This window comes from Blautia sp. AM28-27, from assembly GCF_003480905.1.
GTDB lineage: Bacteria > Bacillota > Clostridia > Lachnospirales > Lachnospiraceae > Fusicatenibacter > Fusicatenibacter saccharivorans.
Map to the genome: position 1 here is coordinate 319381 of NZ_QUJK01000001.1, position 18299 is coordinate 337679.

Genomic DNA, 18299 nt, shown 5'->3' on the forward strand with positions numbered 1-18299 from the left:
TTTTTATGAAAAAAGCAGGACAGCTTCTCGCAGTTCTGACAGCGGCTTCCGTGCTGCTGTCGGGCTGTGAGAAGTTAAAAGATGTGACAACGACATCTGTCTATGTGAGCAAAAATGGTGTTGTGACAGAAGCTATTGTGGAAGATTACAGCAAAGACGATGATTACACGGAAGACGAACTGAAGGTCTTTGTGGAGGATGACATCAAAAAATTCACAGAGGAGCGCGGCGATGCGGATTCCGTGAAGCTGGAAAAATGCCAGATCAAAGAGGACAAGGTGGAGATCCGGATGGAATACGGAGATTACCAGTCTTACGCGGATTATCACGGAGCAGAATTTTTCGCAGGCACGCTGGATGAGGCAGAAGAAGCGGGATATGATTTTTCCGCTTCCTTTGTCGATTCTAAAGGCAATGAGGTTTCAGTCGAAGATGCGGTCAAAGGCGTTAAGCATGTACGCGTGATTGTCTGCGAGGAGCCGCTGGAAATCGTAACGGAAGATCCGGTGCTCTGCGTTTCCGGTACAGCCGTGATCAAAGGAAAAAACACGGTGGATACGGCCGGCGAGTGGACCACAAAGTCCACAGAGAGTGATTCTGCGTCATCATCAGAGCAGACTAAGACAGAAGAAACAGAGCAGGAATATGAGCAGGACGTTCTTCTTGCCAGTCCTGTTATTGTTGTTTATGGTAAGTAAACAAATAAAATAGAGGAGTAACTAACTATGGAAAAGACAATGGACAAAATTGTGGCAGTAGCAAAATCCAGAGGTTTTGTATATCCGGGTTCCGAAATTTACGGCGGCCTGGCAAATACCTGGGATTACGGCCCGCTCGGTGTTGAGCTGAAAAACAACGTGAAAAAAGCATGGTGGCAGAAATTCGTGATGGAGAGCCCGCACAACGTAGGTGTTGACTGCGCGATCCTGATGAACCCGCAGACATGGGTAGCTTCCGGTCATCTCGGCGGATTTTCCGATCCTCTGATGGACTGTAAAGAGTGCCACGAGCGTTTCCGTGCAGACAAGCTGATCGAAGACTTCTGCGAGGAAAAAGGCATTGAAATCGAAGGCGGCAGTGTAGACGCATGGTCCCAGGAAGAGATGAAGAACTTCATCGAGGAGCATCAGATTCCGTGTCCGTCCTGCGGAAAACATAATTTTACCGATATCCGTCAGTTCAACCTGATGTTCAAAACCTTCCAGGGTGTTACAGAGGATGCGAAGAACACCGTATATCTTCGTCCGGAGACTGCACAGGGTATCTTCGTAAACTTCAAAAACGTACAGCGTACTTCCAGAAAGAAAATTCCGTTCGGAATCGGTCAGATCGGTAAATCTTTCCGTAACGAGATTACACCGGGTAACTTCACCTTCCGTACCCGTGAGTTCGAGCAGATGGAGCTGGAGTTCTTCTGCGAGCCTGGCACCGATCTTGACTGGTTCCAGTACTGGAGAGGCTTCTGCATCAACTGGCTGAAGAGCCTCGGCATGAAAGACGAAGAGATGCGTGCAAGAGACCATTCTCCGGAAGAGCTGTGCTTCTACAGCAAGGGAACAACCGATATCGAGTTCCTGTTCCCGTTCGGATGGGGCGAGCTGTGGGGAATCGCAGACCGTACCGATTACGACCTGACTCAGCATCAGAATGTATCCGGACAGGATATGACCTATTTCGATCCAGAGAAGAACGAGAAATACATCCCGTATGTTATCGAGCCGTCTCTTGGTGCTGACCGTGTCGTTCTGGCATTCCTGTGCAGCGCTTATGACGAGGAAGTTCTCGACGCAGAGAAGAATGATGTTCGTACCGTGATGCATTTCCATCCGGCACTGGCACCGGTAAAAATCGGTGTGCTTCCGCTTTCCAAGAAGCTGAACGAGGGCGCTGAGAAAGTCTTTGCAGAGCTGTCCAAGAAATACAACTGCGAGTTTGATGACCGTGGAAATATCGGAAAACGGTATCGCCGTCAGGATGAGATCGGTACTCCGTACTGCATCACCTACGACTTCGATTCCGAGACCGATGGTGCTGTTACCGTCCGTGACCGTGACACCATGGAGCAGGAGAGAATTAAAATTGAGGATCTCGATGCTTACTTTGCAGATAAATTTACTTTCTAATCTGGCTTTTTAGTCCGGAAAAAGAGTAGAAAAAAAGGATTCCCACTCGAGGGAATCCTTTTTTGTATACTTTGTATTACTCAATAATCGTACCTGTTTTTCCCTGGAATCCGGCGAGTGCGGAATCAATGGAAGTGATGACTGCGGTACGGCCGATGCCTTTCTCGAGGAAAGAAACAGCTGCTTCCATCTTCGGCAGCATGGAGTTTTCTCCGAACTGGCCTTCTGCGATGTATTTCTTCGCGTCAGCAACGGTGATGTGCTCCAGCGGTTTTTCGTCCGGGGTACCGTAGTTGATGGAAACGTTTTCCACGCTGGTCAGGATCATCAGCATGTCTGCGTTCAGCATTTCTGCCATCAGGCCGCTGGTGAGGTCTTTTTCGATGACTGCGGATGCACCCTTTAACTCTTCATTCTGTGGGAGAACCGGGATTCCGCCGCCGCCTGCTGCGATGACAACCTGTCCGGCATCGAGAAGAAGACGGATGGAGTCGATCTCTACGATATCCTGCGGCTTCGGAGCAGCAACGATTCGGCGGTAGCCGTCCTCGGTTTTCGTTACGTAGTTTCCTTTTTCTTCCTCTGCGTCAGCCTCCTCTTTGGTAAGCGTACGGCCGATCAGTTTGACCGGATTGTTGAAGGCATCGTCGTACGGATCTACTTCAACCTGTGTAAGAATCGTGGATGTGGTTTTGAAGATTCCCCTGCGGAGAAGCTCAGCACGGATGGCGTTCTGCAGGTCGTAGCCGATGTAGCCTTCGCTCATAGCGGAGCAGACAGACATCGGGGCTGCGCTGTAGTCGGTGTGCATTTTGCCGAATTCATTCATCGCCATGTGGATCATGCCGACCTGCGGCGCATTGCTGTGGGTGATGACAACATCAGCGCCGGCAGCAACGAGATCTGCGATTACTTTTGCGGAACGTTTTACGGCTGCTTTCTGTTCCGGCAGCGTCGTTCCAAGAGCTTTGTGTCCCAGTGCAACAACTATTTTTTTTCTTTTCATTGGAAGATACCTCTCTTTGCAGTTCATAGATTTTGATACGAAAAAACCAGGCATCAATATAGAACTATTATAAAGTTTATGGAGGCAAAAATCAAGAAGAAACCGACATTGCGCACATTGAAATGTTTTTCGGACTATGGTATTCTATAAAAGTATCTGAGTCGTAGGGATTTGAAACGTGAAAGGGAGGTCCCGGCATGAAAAACATGCGCACGTTACAAAAACGGATCGCATATCAGCTCCAGCAGGGCAGTCTGGATGCGGAAGTTACAGGAATCACATGCGACAGCAGAAAAGTACAGCCGCAGAACGTGTTTGTCTGCATCCGCGGAAACAGGATGGACGGGCACGTATATGCAGAAGAAGCAGTCGAGAGGGGCGCTGCTGTTCTGGTTGCGGAGCGGGAACTGGAAGGGATTCCGGAAAAGGTAACCGTACTCGTAGTAAAGGACAGCAGAGAAGCACTCGCACAGCTTTCCTGTGCCTGGGAGGACGATCCGGCGCAGCACCTTGTGACAATCGGAGTGACCGGCACGAAGGGAAAGACGACGACTGCATATATGATTTACGAAATCCTGCGAAAAGCAGGGATACGCGCAGGACTCATCGGAACGATCGAGACGAGGATCGGGGAAAAAAGCATTCCGTCAGAAAATACAACGCCGGAGCCTGTTGTGCTGCAGAAGCTGTTTTCTGAAATGATGCGGGAGGGCTGCACCCATGTTGTGATGGAGGTTTCCTCGCAGGCGGAAAAACAGCACCGGTGTGATGGAATTACGTTTGATTACGGTGTGTTCACCAACATTGGAAACGACCACATCGGCGCCGGGGAGCATGCATCGTTTGCAGAATATCTGTCCTGCAAAAAGAAGCTGCTTCGCACCTGCAGAACCGGAATTGTAAACCGGGATGACAAAAGGTTTCCGGAGATCATAAGGCAGAGCACCTGCCGTCTGGTGACATTCGGATGCAGGGAAAAAGCTGATTTTATGGCAGCAGATGCAGCACTCGATCAGGCGCCCGGCGTGCTCGGTGTCTCATACCGGGTGCAGGGCGCAGCGGATTTTCCGGTACGGGTAGATCTGCCGGGTCTGTTTTCCGTTTCCAACTCGCTTGCCGCCATTGCGGTCTGCGCGCAGATGGGAATCCCGGAAAAGGCGATGCAGGAGGCACTTTCCGCAGTCCGCGTCCGTGGGCGGTGTGAGGCAGTTCCGGTGTATCCGGAAATGACGCTTCTCATTGACTACGCACACAATGCGATGAGCCTCGAAAGCCTGTTAAAGACACTGCGGAAGTACCATCCGAAGCGCCTGATCTGTCTCTTCGGCTGCGGCGGAAACCGCGCGCGGGACCGGAGATTCCAGATGGGAGAGGTGTCGGGGCGTCTGGCGGATCTGACCGTCATCACCTCGGACAATCCGCGGGATGAGGAACCACAGGCGATTCTGGACGATATCCGGACGGGAATCGGGAAAACAGAAGGCGCTTTCGTTGAGATTGCAGACCGTAAGGAGGCGATCCGGTATGTGATCGAAAACCGGCAGCCGGGCGATCTCGTGGTGCTCGCGGGAAAAGGCCACGAAACGTATCAGATCCGGAAGGGGAAACGGTACGAGATGGATGAGCGCGTGCTGATCCGGGAAATACTGGAAGAAAGTAAGGGGAATGTATGAGCAGCGTTTACGCTGATGTAATCGTAGACATCACAAATGAAAAACTGGACCGGACCTTTCAGTACAAGGTTCCGCCGGAACTGACAGGGGAGATCAGTCCGGGAACGGCGGTACAGATTCCGTTTGGAAACGGAAACCGCACGATCACCGGCTATGTGCTTTCCGTCGGAAACGAGCCGAAATATCCGCAGGACCGGATGAAGGCCATCCTCGCGGTACAAAAGGATGCGGCGACCGTAGAGACGAAGCTCATCGCGCTCGCCGCGTGGATGCGTCATACGTACGGATCGACGATGATCCAGGCGTTAAAGACGGTGCTTCCAGTCAAAGTAAAGGCGCGCGGGAAAGAAACCCGCGAAATTGCGCTTCTTGCAGATCCTGCGAGATGTGAGGAGCTGCTGGAAAACTACAGAAAGAAAAATTATAAAGCGAGAATCCGTCTCTTAAACGCGCTGCTGGCCCAGCCGGTTCTTCCAGGGCCGGTTGTGAGCAAGAAACTGAAAATCACGGCAGATACGCTGCACGTGATGGAAGAGCAGGGCGTGTTGGAAATCCGCCGTACGAGCACCTGGAGAAATCCGGTATCTGATGCGGCAGGAAGAACAACTGCGGGAAAACCAAACGAACAGCAGCAGGCCGTGGTGGACGGCATTCGAAAGGAATGGGAAGGACAGAACCGCCCCTGCCTGATCCGCGGTGTGACGGGAAGCGGCAAAACGCTCGTCTATATGGAGCTGATGGAGCGAGTGCTCTCAGAAGGAAAACAGGTGATCGTGTTGATCCCGGAGATTGCGCTGACGTATCAGAACGTGGAGCGGTTCTGCGCACGGTTTGGAACAAGGGTCACGGTGGTCAACTCGCGGATGACACCGTCCGAGCGCGCCGACCAGATGGAGCGCGCGCGGCGCGGGGAGGTCAGTATTATGATCGGTCCGCGTTCCGCACTCTTTGCACCGTTTCCGGATCTGGGGCTGATCGTAATCGATGAGGAGCATGAAACCTCCTATAAAAGTGAAGTGACGCCGCGCTACCATGCAAGGGAGACCGCCGTGCGCCGCGCCGGGCTGGAGCATGCCCATGTGGTGATGGGTTCGGCAACGCCGTCGGTGGATGCTTCTTACGCCTGCGAGACGGGAGCGTACGCGCTGTTCCGGATGGATGCGCGGTACGGAAATGCAGCACTTCCGTCCGTATGGATCGCGGATATGCGGGAAGAATTACAGATGGGAAACCGTTCGATTCTGTCCGGAAAACTGCGGGAAGAGATCGAAAAACGGCTTGAAAAAAAGGAACAGGTTGTACTGTTTCTGAACCGCAGAGGCTATGCGGGCTTCGTCTCGTGCCGTGCATGCGGCCATGTGATGAAATGCCCGCACTGCGATGTATCACTGACAGCACACAATAACGGAAAGCTCGTCTGCCATTACTGCGGTTATGAAACACCGCAGGTACATGCGTGCCCGTCGTGCGGTTCCCCGTACATCGGCGGCTTCCGTGCCGGCACACAGCAGATCGAGCAAAACGTGAAAAAGCTGTTTCCAAAGGCACGCGTTCTTAGGATGGACGGCGACACGACAAAAACGAAAAACAGTTATGAAGAAATCCTGTCCTCATTTGCGGCGGGGAAGGCCGATATCCTGATTGGAACCCAGATGATCGTAAAAGGCCACGATTTCCCGAATGTCACGCTGGTGGGAGCGCTGGCGGCGGATCTCTCCCTGAATGCAGTCGATTACCGTGCCGGGGAGCGTACGTTCCAGCTGCTGACGCAGGCAGTCGGCCGCGCCGGAAGAGGCGAAAAGCCGGGAATGGCAGTCATTCAGACGTACCATCCCGAACATTACAGCATTCAGACGGCGGCAGAGCAGGATTACGGGACATTTTACGAGAAAGAAATGGACTACCGCCGTCTGATGGGATATCCCCCGGCGGCGGAGCTTCTGGCGATCCACGGAGCCGGGGAGGATGAAGCGCATCTGACGCAGGCGATGGAATACATTCGCAGATATCTCATCCGCATCCGGGGAAACCGCGAAGTCCAGATCATCGGCCCGGCAAGTGAGGCAGTGTCGAAAATCAATGACCTGTACCGCATGGCCGTGTATGTACGCGCGCCGCAGGAAGAGGTGCTGGCAGGGCTGCGGGAAAAACTGGAGCGGTATATCGAGATTAACAAAGGCTTCCGTACCGTTTATTTACAGTTTGACTTCAGCAGAAAGTATTAGTTTTTTCATACTGTTTACACATAGATTATTTATAATAGAAGAGCAAAAGAAAGGAAAAGAATTATGGCAATCAGAGAAATCAGAGTCGTAGGCGACCGCGTATTAACGAAAAAATGCAGACCGGTGGAGAAGATGACACCAAGAATCAGCGAGCTGATCGACGACATGTTTGACACCATGTATGAGGCAAACGGTGTCGGCCTTGCCGCACCGCAGGTCGGCATCTTAAAGAGAATCGTAGTCATGGATGTGGATGGAACCCCACATCTTCTGATCAATCCGGAAATCCTGGAGACTTCTGGAAGCCAGACAGGAGCAGAAGGATGCTTAAGCCTTCCGGGAAAATCCGGTACAGTAACCCGTCCGAATTACGTAAAGGTAAGAGCACTGGACCGCGACATGCAGCCGTTTGAACTGGAGGGAACAGAACTTCTTGCCCGCTGCATCTGCCACGAGTGTGATCACCTCGACGGACATATGTATACAGAAAAAGTAGAAGGCGAACTCTGGGACAACACGTACGATGAGTATGAGGAGTACGAGGACGAAGAGTAAGTCTTAAAATAAAGGAGATGACTTCAGATGAAAGTGGTATTTATGGGAACCCCGGATTTCTCCGTGGGAACACTTGAGGCACTCGTGGAGGCCGGTTATGAGATCACAGGCGTTGTGACCCAGCCGGACAAACCGAAGGGCCGCGGAAAACAGATGATGCCGACACCGGTGAAAGAGGCAGCCGAAAAACACGGCCTTCCGGTCTATCAGCCGCGCCGCGTGCGGGATGCAGAGGCGATCGAGGAGATCCGGAAAATGGAGCCGGATGTGATCGTTGTCGTTGCATTCGGCCAGATTATTCCAAAAGAGATTTTGGACATGCCGAAATACGGATGCATCAACGTTCATGCCTCCCTGCTTCCGGCTTACCGCGGAGCAGCGCCGATCCAGTGGGCTGTCATGAACGGCGATGAAGTGAGCGGCGTAACCATTATGAAGATGGATGAAGGCCTCGACACAGGCGATATGCTGACGAAAGTGGAAGTTCCGCTTGCAGCAGATGAGACCGGCGGCAGTCTCTTTGACAAGCTCGCCGCAGCCGGAGCAAAACTTCTGGTGGAGACACTTCCAAAACTTGAAAAAGGCGAAGTGACACCGGAAAAACAGCCGGAGATAAGCACTACAGAGTATGCGCGGATGATCAAAAAAGAAGACGGAAAGATCGACTGGACGAAGAGTGCCGTTGAGATCGAACGTCAGATCCGTGCGATGAGCCCGTGGCCGAGTGCTTTTACAAAAGTAAACGGAAAGAACCTGAAAATCTGGGATGCCAAAGTCATTGCCATGTTCGGCGGCGATCTGTTTTCGAAAATTCCGGGACAGAATCCGACGAAGAGTGCCGGAAAAGTCTGGGTGGCAGATGAGACAGGTCTCCATGTAAAGACGGGAGACGGCATTCTGGTGATCGAGGAGCTGCAGCTCGAAGGAAAGAAACGGATGAAAACCGCCGATTTCCTGCGCGGCTATGCGATCGAGCCGGGTACCAGACTTGGCGAATAAAAGAGAAAAAGCAACCTGAAGTTAAGGCGGGGAACTGCACAGCGGTGTGATGGCTGCTGTGCCTGAGAAAAAAGGAGAAAAACGATATGGGACTTTTTTATGACAGTACGTATCTGCTGGTGATTCTTGCCGCACTGATTTCCATGGCGGTATCCGCCCGCATGAACACGATTTTCAGCAAATATCAGACCGTCCGCTCGTACAGCGGCATGACGGGACGCGAGGCGGCGATGCGCATTCTGCATCAGGCCGGCATCTACGATGTGACCGTCCGCCACGTATCCGGTAAACTGACCGACCACTATGATCCGCGGACAAAAACCGTGAATTTATCGGATGCGGTTTACGATTCAACCTCGGTCGCAGCGATCGGCGTCGCAGCGCATGAGTGCGGCCATGCCGTACAGCACAATACGGATTACGTGCCGCTGAAAGTAAGAAGCGCCATTGTTCCGGCAGCGAACCTTGGATCCCAGCTTTTCTGGCCGCTGTTCCTGATCGGACTGATTTTCAGCCTTCCGATGCTGGTGAAAGCCGGTATCTGGCTGTTTGTGCTGGCACTGGCATTCCAGGTGGTAACACTTCCGGTCGAGTTCGATGCGTCGAGAAGAGCATTAAAAATGCTCAGTGAGGGCGGTATGGTGACAGAGACGGAACACGACGGGGTCAAGAAAGTACTCTGGGCTGCAGCCATGACATACGTGGCAGCCGTAATCGGTTCCTTGCTGCAGCTGCTCCGGCTGCTGGTTTTATCCGGAGCATTTAGGAGAAACGATGACTGATACAATCAATACAAGAGAGCTGATTATGAACATTCTGCTTGAGATGGACAGGGAGAAAACGCCCTGCCATCTTGCTGTAAGGGACGCCCTCGATAAATACCAGTTCCTGCCGCGGCAGGACCGTGCGTTTATCAAGCGGGTCTGCGAGGGAACCGTGGAATACGGTATCCAGAATGACTACATCATCAATCAGTATTCCAAAATCAAGATCAACAAATGCAAGCCGGTGATTCGTGCGATCTTACGGATGTCGGTGTACCAGATCCGTTTTCTTGACGCAGTACCGGATTCGGCAGTCGTCAATGAGGCGGTGAAACTGGCGGAAAAGAAGCATTTTTACAACTTAAAGGGCTTTGTCAACGGTGTTCTGCGCACGATTGTGCGGGAGAAGGATCATCTGCCGATACCGAAGGAGAACAATACTACGCAGTATCTTTCCGTGAAATACTCCATGCCGGAATTTCTGGTTGAGGAGTTCGTATCCCAGTACGGAAAAGAAACGGCAGAAACGATGATGGCGGATTTCCTGAAAGAAAAACAGGTGACGATCCGTATCAACCGCTGGAACAATACGATCGAGGAGACGAAGAAAAGCCTGGAAAGCCAGGGGGCAGAGCTGGAAAAAGCGCCGTATCTTGGCGAGGCGTTCTATTTGAAAAACTTTGAGACGATCGCATCACTGAATGCCTTCCAGGAAGGCCGGTTCCAGATTCAGGATGTGAGCTCCATGATGGCGGCGCATCTGGCGGATCCAAAGCCGGGTGACCAGGTGCTGGATCTCTGCGCGGCACCGGGCGGAAAGAGCCTCCATGCAGCAGATAAAATGAGAAATCAGGGATGCGTGGAAGCGCGTGATCTCACCGAATACAAGGTCGATCTGATCCGGGAAAATGTGCAGAGAGCAGGTGTTTCCTGCGTCGTGCCGAAGGTAAAAGATGCGGAACAGCTCGATGCGGAATGGATCGGAAAAGCGGACGTTGTGATTGCAGACCTGCCGTGCACCGGATACGGCGTCATCGGCAGAAAGCCGGATATCAAATATTACGCTTCAAAAGAAAAAGAAGAGGAGCTGGTACGGATTCAGCGGGCAATCCTTGCAAATGCCGCATCGTACGTAAAGCCGGGCGGCACACTGCTGTACAGCACATGTACCGTCAACAGAAAAGAAAACAGCGAGAATGCCGCATGGTTTCTGGAACAGTTCCCGTTTGAAGCAGTCAGTCTGGATGAACTGCTGCCGGATGAGCTGAAAAGCGGAGAAACGGCCAAAGGACAGCTGCAGCTGATCCCGGGGGTACACAAGACAGACGGATTTTTCCTTGCAAAATTCCGGAAAACAGAGGAAGGACGGGCGTAACAGATGGATATTAAATCAATGACCTTAGACGAATTAAAGGACGCCTGCCAGCAGATGGGAGAAAAGCCGTTCCGTGCCAAACAGTTATACGACTGGATGCATCATCGTCTGGCGGGCAGCTACGATGAGATGACGAATCTCTCGCTTGCCTTCCGGGAAAAATTAAAGGAACAGTATCCGCTTACCTGTCTCGAAAAAGTGCAGGTGCAGGAGTCCAAAATCGACGGAACGAGAAAATACCTGTTCCGCCTTAGCGACGGCAACGTGATCGAGAGTGTCTGGATGAAGTACCACCACGGAAATTCCGTCTGCATCTCATCCCAGGTCGGCTGCCGGATGGGCTGCCGCTTCTGCGCGTCCACAATCGGCGGACTCGTGCGGTGCCTGACTCCGTCGGAGATGCTCGACCAGATTTACCGGATTTGGGAGGACACCGGGGAGCGGGTCTCCAATCTGGTTGTCATGGGAACGGGTGAGCCGATGGACAACTACGACAATCTGGTGCGCTTCGTGCGGCTGCTTTCGAGCCAGGAAGGACTCAACATCAGCCAGAGAAACATCACCGTTTCCACCTGCGGAATCGTGCCGAATATGTACAAATTGGCAGATGAGGGACTCCAGATCACCCTGGCACTTTCCCTTCATGCGCCGAACGATGAAAAGCGCCGCGAGCTGATGCCGATTGCCAATAAATATTCCATTGATGAAATTCTCGATGCATGCCGCAATTACTTTGCAAAAACAGGCCGTCGGATTACATTTGAGTACTCTCTCGTTGGCGGGAAAAATGACAGCGAAGCCGATGCAAAAGAGCTTTCCGCGCGGATTTCGGATATCAACTGTCATGTAAATCTGATCCCGGTCAACCCGATCAAAGAGCGCGATTACGTGAAATCAACGAAAAAAGTCGTAGAGAATTTCAAAAATAAACTTGAAAAATACGGAATTAATGTTACTATTAGAAGGGAAATGGGCGCCGATATTGACGGAGCCTGTGGACAGTTAAGAAAAAGTTTTATCGATAAATCAAACGAACAGCCGTAAAAAGCGGCTGTCAATACAGGAGAAAAAAGCATGAAGGTATTTTCTGCAACCGATATCGGACAGAAACGGACGATGAACCAGGATTTTGTGTTTGCCTCCGCCTCTCCGGTCGGAAACCTTCCGAACCTCTTTGTCGTTGCAGACGGCATGGGAGGCCATAACGCGGGCGATTTTGCTTCGCGTTACGGTGTTTCTGTACTGGTGGAATCTGTAAAAAGAGATACGAATTTCAACCCGGTGCGGATCATTCGGCATGGAATTGAAGCAGCAAACAGCCAGATTTTTGAGCAGGCAAAACGAGATATATCCATGGAAGGCATGGGTACGACGATGGTAGTAGCTACGGTTGTCGGCAACTATGCCTACGTTGCAAACGTAGGAGACAGCAGGCTGTATCTGGCAGCAGATGGCACGTTTGACCAGGTGACGCAGGACCATTCCCTGATCGCAGAGATGGTGCGCCTTGGAGAACTCACTCCCGAGCAGGCGCGGAATCACCCGGACAAAAACATTATTACCAGAGCAGTAGGCACACAGGATACCGTAAAGATTGATTTCTTTGACATTCAGCTTGAAGAGGGCAATCAATTGGTGATGTGCTCGGACGGCCTTTCCAACATGGTAACGGATGAGGAGATTTTCGAACTCATCTGCCGAGAAGACGGTGAGGACAAGGCGAAACGTTTAATTGATAAAGCAAATGCAAATGGCGGCAGAGACAATATCGCAGTCATTGTCGTTGAACCATTTACAAACGAGGTGAAAGAATGTTAAAAGAGGGCGTTATTTTAGGAGAACGATATGAGATCATAAGCCGGATCGGTTCCGGCGGTATGGCTGATGTCTACAAAGCAAAAGACCACAAGCTGAACCGCATGGTGGCCGTCAAGGTTTTAAAACCGGAATTCCGGGAGGATAAAACCTTTATCCGCAAGTTCCGCACGGAGGCACAGGCCGCAGCAGGACTGTCCCATCCGAATATTGTAAACGTGTACGATGTCGGGGAGGACCGCGGCGTTTACTATATCGTCATGGAGCTTGTCGAGGGAATTACTCTGAAGGATTACATTGACCGCAAAGGAAAACTGAGCGTAAAAGAGGCAACCAGCATCGCCATTCAGGTTTCCCTTGGTCTTGAAGCAGCACACAACCGCAATATTGTACACCGCGATGTCAAACCGCAGAATATCATCATTTCCACAGACGGAAAAGTAAAACTTTCCGACTTTGGTATTGCAAAGGCAACTTCTTCCAATACGATCAGTTCGAACGTTATGGGAAGCGTACATTACAGCTCTCCGGAGCAGGTGCGCGGCGGATATTCGGACTATAAGAGTGATATCTATTCCCTTGGTATCACCATGTACGAGATGGTAACCGGAAGAGTGCCGTTTGACGGCGACACCACCGTTGCCATCGCAATCAAGCATCTGCAGGAGGAGATTGAATCTCCATCCAAATATACCCCGAACCTTCCGTTCGCACTGGAGCAGATTATCTTAAAATGTACCCAGAAGAGCCCGGACCGCCGTTACAATAACATGGCGGAGCTGATCGACGACTTGAAGCATTCGCTGATGGAGCCGCAGGGCAATTTCGTAAAAGTAACTCCGTTAAGTTCTCACGCCGAGACTGTTATGGTATCCGCAGAGGAGTTAAGCCAGATCCGTTCCGGCGCAGCAGCAAAGGCAAATGCGCAGACGGCAGAGGAGCCGGCCCGCAAGCGCTACAGCAAGATCGAGGATGAGGAAGAGGACGAAGATTACAGCTACGAGGACGAAGAAGACGAGGATGAGGACGAAGAAGAGGATGACCGCGATTCCTACGATGAGGATGACGACGATTCCTACTACGACGATGACGACGACGATGACAAAGCCGGAAACAAACTCGAAAAGATCATCACAATCGGCGGTTTTGCGATTGCAGCCATCATCATCTGCATGCTGATCTACTTTATTGCACAGGCAGCCGGCATTGTCGGCGGAAAAGGACCGACCGCAGCTTCTTCCAGTTCCGCATCATCTTCGAGCAGCACGGAAGTTGTTTCTTCCAGCAGCAAAGAAGAGGAAAAAGTAACCGTTCCGGATCTGACCAACAAAACCGAGGCAGATGCCGTCGATCTGGCAAACAGCCTGAACCTTGGTGTAGTCAACGGCGGAACCGAGGCATCGGATGTCATTGAGGCAGGAAAGATCTGCCGCCAGGATCTGAAACCGGGAACGAAAGTCGATAAAAATGCAACGATTACGTATTATGTAAGCTCCGGAAAAGAAACCGTAACCATTCCGACCGGCATTGTTGGAACACAGAAAGACGCTGCAAGTGCTGCACTGACTCAGCTGGGACTGCAGGTTTCCACAACAGAGGATTTCAGCGATACCGTTGCAGAAGGCTTGGTTATTTCCGTTGACCCGTCAGAGGGAAGTCAGGTTGCGCCGGAATCTACCGTTACGCTGGTGATCAGCAAGGGATCCAAGGACGCGGAAGAAATTGCAATCCGTGATGTAATCGGCCTGGATGAGGAGACAGCAAAATCAATCCTGAGCGATTTCAATATTATTGTAAAAACAGGAACCAGCAGCAAGGTGGCCGAGGGCGAAGTCATGGAGGTTGACCCGGCAATCGGAACCAAAGTAAAGAAAGGTTCTGACGTTACGATTTATGTCAATAGCCCGAGTGCACAGCCAACGACGCCGGATGAGAATACACCGACCCCGACACCGGCAGAGCCGGGCGCAAATACCGCTACGGATGTTACCTGGTCCTGCAGCCAGACCTTAAGTGCGCCGGATCAGTATCAGGGTGGTATTGCAAAAATTGAGCTGATCCAGGATGATGGGAACGGAAACGAGACCTCCATCACCATCATGGACGGACAGGCCATTACGAGCTGGCCGTATTCTGTCAACACCAACTGGAGTGCTTCATCGTCTGCTTCTTCTACCGGAAGAATCGTCTTCTATGAGATGGATTCGAGCGGAAGTTATCAGGCAATTGCACAGTACCAATCGGTTCCGTTGAGTGAAGGGTGAGTATGACAGGAAAGATTATGAAAGGAATTGCCGGATTCTACTACGTAGACGTAGAAGAATCCGGCATTTATGAGTGCAAAGCAAAAGGAATTTTCCGAAAGGAAGGCCAGAAACCGCTCGTCGGAGATCTTGTGGAAATCGAGATTCTGGATGAAGCGGAAAAAACAGGAAATATGACCCGGATTCTGCCGCGAAAAAATGAACTGATCCGTCCGGCAGTGGCCAATATCGATCAGGCGCTTGTGATTTTTGCGCTGGAAAATCCGACCCCGAACCTGACGCTTCTGGACCGTTTTCTTGTGATGATGGAACAGCAGAACGTTCCGACGGCAATCTGTTTCAATAAAAGAGATCTTGCGGGGGAAGATTACACAGACCATCTGCGAAGCGTCTATGAGAACTGCGGTTACCGTGTCTTTACGGTGAGTGCAGCGAAAGAGCAGGGCATGCAGGAAGTGGAAGCATACCTGAAAGGGAAAACAACGGTGGTAGCCGGTCCGTCCGGCGTCGGAAAATCTTCGATCACAAACCGGATGCAGAAAGAAATCCAGATGGAGACCGGAGAGATCAGCAAAAAGCTGAAAAAAGGAAAACACACGACGCGCCATTCCCAGATGATCCCGATCGACCATGAGACGTATCTGTGCGATACGCCGGGGTTCAGCTCGCTTTATACAACCGATATGGAAAAAGAGGAGCTGAAAAACTTTTTCCCGGAATTTCATCCGTACGAAGGAAAATGCCGTTTCCTCGGCTGTATCCACGGAAAAGAGCCGGGCTGTGCCGTCAAAGAGGCACTGGAACAGGGAAATATCAGCAAAGAAAGATTTGAAAACTATACCATGTTCTATGAAGAACTGAAAGAACAGGAAAAGAGGAGATACTAGCATGAGCCGAGTATATCAGTTGGCACCTTCTATTTTATCCGCAGACTTCAACCGTCTCGGAGAACAGATCCAAAGGGTAGAGAAAGCAGAGTGCCGGTGGCTTCATATCGATATTATGGATGGAATGTTTGTACCATCCATTTCGTTTGGAATGCCGGTGGTAAAGTCGATCCGAAAAGAAAGCAGTCTGTATTTTGATGTTCATATGATGGTAAAGGACCCGGAGCGGTACGTAGAAGAATTTCAAAGCTGCGGGGCGGATATGATCACGGTTCACGCGGAGGCATGCCGCGATCTGGCAGAAACCGTGAAAAAGATTCATGAAACAGGCGCAGATGCCGGAGTTGCCGTAAATCCGGATACGCCGCTTTCTGCGGTTACGGACGTGATGGATCAGGTAGAAATGATTCTGATTATGAGCGTTTATCCTGGCTTCGGCGGCCAGAAGTATATCCCGGAGTCGACGGAGAGGATCCGTACGCTCCGCAGAATGCTGGATGAAAAGGGACTGGAGCATGTGCACATTCAGGTCGATGGCGGCATCAACCGCGCGACCATCGATGAAGTCCTTGCGGCAGGTGCCAACATCATCGTGGCAGGCTCTGCTGTATTTGGCAGCAACATCGAGCAGAACGTGCGCGAGCTGCAGGAAAAAATTTCTTCATACAGCAAAAAGGCAGAATAAGATACAAAAAGACAGAAAAAAGAGGCAGGGAAACGTGAGAACATGTATTATTTCGGGAGGGATGATCGAACCGGATTTTGCCTTCCCATATCTTCAGAAACAGCAGTTTGATATTATCCTGGCAGCAGACCGGGGACTGGAGTTCTGCTACCATTACCAGATTATGCCGACGTATATTCTGGGAGATTTTGACAGTTTATCTCCGAAGATTTTAAATTATTACAAGGAGAACCATGTCGCACCGATCCGGGAATTTAATCCCATGAAGGACAATACGGACACGGACATCGCATTTCAGCAGGCGATTGTTCTGGGAAGCAGTGAAATCACGATCCTCGGAGCAACAGGAGGAAGACTTGACCATTTCTTAAGTATTGTGCAGAACCTGAAAACGGCATGGGAGAAGAAAATTCCGGCTTACATCGTGGACAGCCGCAATCTGATTACGATTCCGGTGGAAACTTCGTTTGAAATCCGGAAAGAAGAGCAGTTCGGAAAGTACGTTTCGTTCTTCCCGCTGGAAAAGGAAGTCGCATCCATCACCCTGGAGGGCTTCGCCTACCCGCTCGACCATCACTATCTGCCGAATACTTCGGGTGGTCTGTGCGTGAGCAATGAGATCGTCGAGGAGACCGCGCATGTATCGTACGAGGGCGGCATTCTTCTGATGGTACAGTCAAGAGATTAAAATCCATTGAAATCAAAGAGCCCGTGTGCTATAATTTATAGTTGCATTGGGCTCTTTTTGTGCATAAAAAAAACCCGAACAGAAAAAGAAGCGAAAAATAAAAACAAAGGAGATATAGATTACTATGAAATTAGGTATCGTGGGCCTTCCGAACGTCGGAAAAAGTACACTTTTCAATTCCCTGACCAAAGCAGGAGCAGAGAGCGCAAACTATCCGTTCTGTACCATTGACCCGAATGTCGGCATCGTGCCGGTTCCGGACAAGCGTCTGCAGCAGCTCGGAGATTTCTATCAGTCCAAGAAAGTAACACCGGCTGTCATCGAGTTCGTTGACATCGCAGGTCTTGTAAAAGGTGCATCCAAAGGAGAGGGACTTGGAAACCAGTTCCTTGCCAATATCCGTGAGGTAGACGCTATCGTTCACGTTGTCAGATGTTTCGAGGATCCGAACGTTATCCACGTAGACGGCAGCATTGATCCGCTCCGTGATATCGAGACCATCGACCTTGAGCTGATCTTCGCCGACCTTGAGGTACTCGAGCGCCGTATTTCCAAAACTGCAAAATCTGCAAGAATGGACAAAGAGGCAGCAAAAGAGCTCGAATTCCAGGAGCGTCTGAAAAAACTGCTCGAGGACGGAAAAGATGCCATCCTGATGGAGCTGCAGAACGAGGACGAGGAGAAATGGATCGCAGAGTACAACCTGCTGACCAGTAAACCGGTCATCTACGCAGCAAACGTAGCAGAGGATGATCTCGCTGACGACGGTGCAAACAACTCCTATGTACAGTCCGTCCGCGAATATGCAAAAGAGCACAACAGCGAAGTATTCGTCATCTGCGCCGAGATCGAGGCAGAAATCTCCGAACTCGAAGAGGATGAGAAAAAAATGTTCCTCGAGGATCTTGGTCTTACCGAGTCCGGTCTGGAAAAACTGATCGCAGCAAGCTACCGTCTGCTCGGCCTCATGAGCTTCCTTACAGCAGGAGAGGATGAGACCCGTGCATGGACCATCAAAGTCGGAACAAAAGCACCGCAGGCAGCCGGAAAAATCCACACCGATTTCGAGCGCGGATTCATCAAAGCCGAGGTTGTCAATTATCAGGATCTGCTCGACTGCGGTTCCTACGCAGGAGCAAGAGAGAAAGGCCTTGTGCGTATGGAAGGAAAAGATTACATTGTCCGCGACGGCGATGTCATCCTGTTCCGTTTCAACGTTTGATAAGTAATAATAAGAGAG

16 protein-coding genes are annotated in these 18299 nt (G+C 51.0%); 15 read left to right on the forward strand and 1 reads right to left on the reverse strand.

What is annotated here, in order from left to right; translation table 11 throughout:
* Nucleotides 1-5 precede the first annotated feature (5 nt).
* Nucleotides 6-698, forward strand: a complete 693-nt coding sequence (locus tag DW743_RS01500) for a hypothetical protein (RefSeq protein ID WP_117509654.1) — start codon at nucleotides 6-8, stop codon at nucleotides 696-698.
* A 27-nt stretch (nucleotides 699-725) separates the two neighbouring features.
* Nucleotides 726-2123 (forward strand): glycine--tRNA ligase, encoded by a 1398-nt coding sequence (locus DW743_RS01505; protein WP_055265793.1) that lies wholly within the window; start codon nucleotides 726-728, stop codon nucleotides 2121-2123.
* 76 nt (nucleotides 2124-2199) lie between these two features.
* Here the strand turns inward: DW743_RS01505 and arcC are convergent, their stop codons facing one another.
* Nucleotides 2200-3129, reverse strand: coding sequence for a carbamate kinase (gene arcC / locus DW743_RS01510; protein WP_022463144.1), 930 nt, complete (start codon nucleotides 3127-3129; stop codon nucleotides 2200-2202).
* Nucleotides 3130-3326: 197 nt separating this feature from the next.
* Between arcC and DW743_RS01515 the strand changes: the two genes are divergently transcribed.
* From DW743_RS01515 to ychF, 13 genes are all read left to right on the forward strand, one after another.
* Nucleotides 3327-4802: a UDP-N-acetylmuramoyl-L-alanyl-D-glutamate--2,6-diaminopimelate ligase gene (locus tag DW743_RS01515; RefSeq protein ID WP_117760492.1), complete on the forward strand. Its 1476-nt coding sequence runs from the start codon at nucleotides 3327-3329 to the stop codon at nucleotides 4800-4802.
* Nucleotides 4799-7027 carry a replication restart helicase PriA gene (priA, locus tag DW743_RS01520; RefSeq protein WP_117760491.1) on the forward strand — a complete coding sequence of 743 codons (2229 nt, stop codon included), beginning with the start codon at nucleotides 4799-4801 and terminating at the stop codon, nucleotides 7025-7027. The genes DW743_RS01515 and priA overlap by 4 nt, the downstream gene beginning before the upstream one ends.
* 63 nt (nucleotides 7028-7090) lie before the next feature.
* Nucleotides 7091-7582, forward strand: coding sequence for a peptide deformylase (def, locus tag DW743_RS01525; RefSeq protein WP_055219778.1), 492 nt, complete (start codon nucleotides 7091-7093; stop codon nucleotides 7580-7582).
* 27 nt (nucleotides 7583-7609) lie between these two features.
* On the forward strand, nucleotides 7610-8581 hold the full coding sequence (gene fmt, locus DW743_RS01530) for a methionyl-tRNA formyltransferase (RefSeq protein WP_055219781.1): 972 nt from the start codon (nucleotides 7610-7612) through the stop codon (nucleotides 8579-8581).
* Nucleotides 8582-8667: 86 nt separating this feature from the next.
* Nucleotides 8668-9363 carry a zinc metallopeptidase gene (locus tag DW743_RS01535; protein ID WP_117760490.1) on the forward strand — a complete coding sequence of 232 codons (696 nt, stop codon included), beginning with the start codon at nucleotides 8668-8670 and terminating at the stop codon, nucleotides 9361-9363.
* Nucleotides 9356-10720 (forward strand): 16S rRNA (cytosine(967)-C(5))-methyltransferase RsmB, encoded by a 1365-nt coding sequence (gene rsmB, locus DW743_RS01540; protein ID WP_117760489.1) that lies wholly within the window; start codon nucleotides 9356-9358, stop codon nucleotides 10718-10720. Before DW743_RS01535 ends, rsmB begins: the two co-directional genes overlap by 8 nt.
* 3 nt (nucleotides 10721-10723) lie before the next feature.
* Nucleotides 10724-11764 (forward strand): 23S rRNA (adenine(2503)-C(2))-methyltransferase RlmN, encoded by a 1041-nt coding sequence (gene rlmN / locus DW743_RS01545; protein WP_055226967.1) that lies wholly within the window; start codon nucleotides 10724-10726, stop codon nucleotides 11762-11764.
* A 30-nt stretch (nucleotides 11765-11794) separates the two neighbouring features.
* Entirely contained in the window at nucleotides 11795-12538 is a 744-nt protein-coding gene (locus DW743_RS01550; RefSeq protein ID WP_022463152.1) for a Stp1/IreP family PP2C-type Ser/Thr phosphatase, read from the forward strand.
* Nucleotides 12532-14799, forward strand: coding sequence for a Stk1 family PASTA domain-containing Ser/Thr kinase (pknB, locus tag DW743_RS01555; protein ID WP_117760488.1), 2268 nt, complete (start codon nucleotides 12532-12534; stop codon nucleotides 14797-14799). Before DW743_RS01550 ends, pknB begins: the two co-directional genes overlap by 7 nt.
* A 2-nt stretch (nucleotides 14800-14801) precedes the next feature.
* Nucleotides 14802-15686: a ribosome small subunit-dependent GTPase A gene (gene rsgA, locus DW743_RS01560; RefSeq protein ID WP_055219788.1), complete on the forward strand. Its 885-nt coding sequence runs from the start codon at nucleotides 14802-14804 to the stop codon at nucleotides 15684-15686.
* 1 nt (nucleotide 15687) lies between these two features.
* On the forward strand, nucleotides 15688-16371 hold the full coding sequence (gene rpe / locus DW743_RS01565) for a ribulose-phosphate 3-epimerase (RefSeq protein WP_022463156.1): 684 nt from the start codon (nucleotides 15688-15690) through the stop codon (nucleotides 16369-16371).
* Between the two features lie 34 nt (nucleotides 16372-16405).
* Complete coding sequence (locus DW743_RS01570) at nucleotides 16406-17059, forward strand: thiamine diphosphokinase (protein ID WP_147345090.1); 654 nt, start codon at nucleotides 16406-16408, stop codon at nucleotides 17057-17059.
* A 124-nt stretch (nucleotides 17060-17183) separates the two neighbouring features.
* Nucleotides 17184-18281: a redox-regulated ATPase YchF gene (gene ychF, locus DW743_RS01575; protein WP_022461456.1), complete on the forward strand. Its 1098-nt coding sequence runs from the start codon at nucleotides 17184-17186 to the stop codon at nucleotides 18279-18281.
* Nucleotides 18282-18299 lie beyond the last annotated feature (18 nt).